Source organism: Streptomyces sp. NPDC051664 (assembly GCF_044453545.1).
Lineage (GTDB): Bacteria > Actinomycetota > Actinomycetes > Streptomycetales > Streptomycetaceae > Streptomyces.
The window spans coordinates 1-1,887 of the sequence record NZ_JBITCU010000110.1 but is presented as its reverse complement, the minus strand read 5'-3'; the positions used below and the strand labels follow the sequence as shown (position 1 = coordinate 1,887).

Annotated in this window: 1 protein-coding gene; it reads right to left on the bottom strand. The window is 65.3% G+C overall.

All coding sequences use genetic code 11. The annotated features are described in order from the left end of the window. Positions 1-138: 138 nt before the first annotated feature. Complete coding sequence (locus tag ACIA8E_RS41855) at positions 139-1,617, bottom strand: ISL3 family transposase (RefSeq protein ID WP_399307340.1); 1,479 nt, start codon at positions 1,615-1,617, stop codon at positions 139-141. Between the last annotated feature and the right edge of the window lie 270 nt (positions 1,618-1,887).

Here is a 1,887-nt window from a genome sequence, read left to right as displayed (position 1 = left end):
TCGAAGCATCAAGGTCAGAGCACCGGCCGCACTCTCTGCAAGGTAGAGGTACCCCATACTCGCGATCCGTCACCACCGGATGTGAGACAGAGCCAGAAGAGGTTCTGTCGACGATCTTGTGATCCGGACGGGCTGGACTCATCGCGCGAGCAGGACGCGTTTGCGAAGGAGATCGAGGCTGGCCCGGCCGAACATCTGCCGTTTCAGCATCTTCAGCCGGTTGATGTTGCCTTCGACGGCGCCGGAACTGTGGGGAAGGGACAGTCCGTTGCGGACGGCGTCGAAGTCGCGGCGCAGGTTGCGGGCGAAGCCCGCGAGAGGGGCGAGGGAGTCTCGTTCGACCTCGGTGATCCAGTCCTCGAGGCGGTCGCCGTGGCGTGCGGTCATCATGACGGCGAACTTCCTGACGTGAAGAGTGAGCCGGTCCAGCTCGGGATCGCGTTCACGCAGCCGGTGAAGCTTGCCGGCGTTCTCGTCCCGCAGGTGTTCGGGGTGAGTCATGATCCATGAGGTGACCTCGCGGACCGACGGAGGCTTCGGCCCCGGATCGGGTGCGTGTCCGCGCCCGGTGCGGTACTGCCGCAGATGACGTTGGACGGCCAACTCGCCTCCGGGGTAGCCCTGTTCCTGAATCTCGCGGTAGAGCTGGGTGGCGTTTCTGACGCCATCGTTCCAGCGCCGGTGCAGGTAGCCGACATACGGGTCGACGACGTGCGCCCGCTGCAGACTTTTGGCGACGACATCGTCCGCGGAGGGGGCGTTAACCAGTTTGCGGACGGTGGCCTGGTGCAGTCCGAGTTTCCGGCCGATCCCCGCCTTCGACATCCCCTGCTGCCACAACTCGTGGGCAGCAGCATGTTGTTCACGGAGTCGAGTCACGATCTTCAGCTCTGTCGGCAGCTGGACTACCTCCGGTTCGTCGGGGGTGTCTGCGGGTTGTGAAGGCGGTTCGGCCAGACGGGAGCGATGACCGTTCACTGTCTTCTCGACCGCCTGGCCGAGATTGGCCCACAGATGATAGCGATCAGCGACCTGCTCGGCCTGCGGCGCTCCGATGCGTGCGCCCTCCGCGTAACCGCTGGACCGGTCCCGGCAGATCACCTTCACCTCGGGGTGGTCGCGGAGCCATGCGGCGAGGTCTTCGCCCTCGCGTCCCTCATAGAGATGCAGTGGACGGTGGGTGGCCATGTCGATCAGCACCGTGCCGTAGTGACGGCCCTTGCGGAAGGCGAAGTCGTCGACGCCGAGTACCTCCACCTCGCCGACCTCCGGTTCGGGCAGGGCTCTGACCAGCCGCAGCAGCGTGTCCTTGCCCACGGTGATGCCGACCGCGGAGGCCAGGCGGGCTCCTGCCCGGCCGGCCAGGGCCAGTCCGATCCGCGTCAGCACCCCGCGCAATAGCGGGGTCTGCCGACTGTGCGGGGTCGTCAGTCCCACGATCTGTTCGGCGAACGTCACCGCCGTGCAGGCAGTGTTCTCGCAGCGGAACCGGCGTATGCGTAACTCGATCACCACGCCGAGCCCGCCCGCGGCGACGTCACGCAGCTTGCGTACGTACCGGCCGTGCACCCGAGCGGAGCTTTGACCGCACCGACAGGACCCGCTCGCCGCCCGCACCCGCGCCCTCAACACCAGCTTGTCCGGCCGTCTCTCGACCTCCTCGATGAGCAACGCGGACAGGTAAGGAAACAGCTCCAAAAGCACATCACGAGAGCACGCGATGCATGATTGCGAACGGTCGGCACGAACCGCTCAACCGTCCGGATCACAAGATCGTCGACAGAACCAAAATCGGCTCTGTCTCACATCCGGTGGTGACGGATCGTGAGTATGGGGTACCTCTACCTTGCAGAGAGTGCGGCCGGTGCTCTGACCTTGATGCTTCGA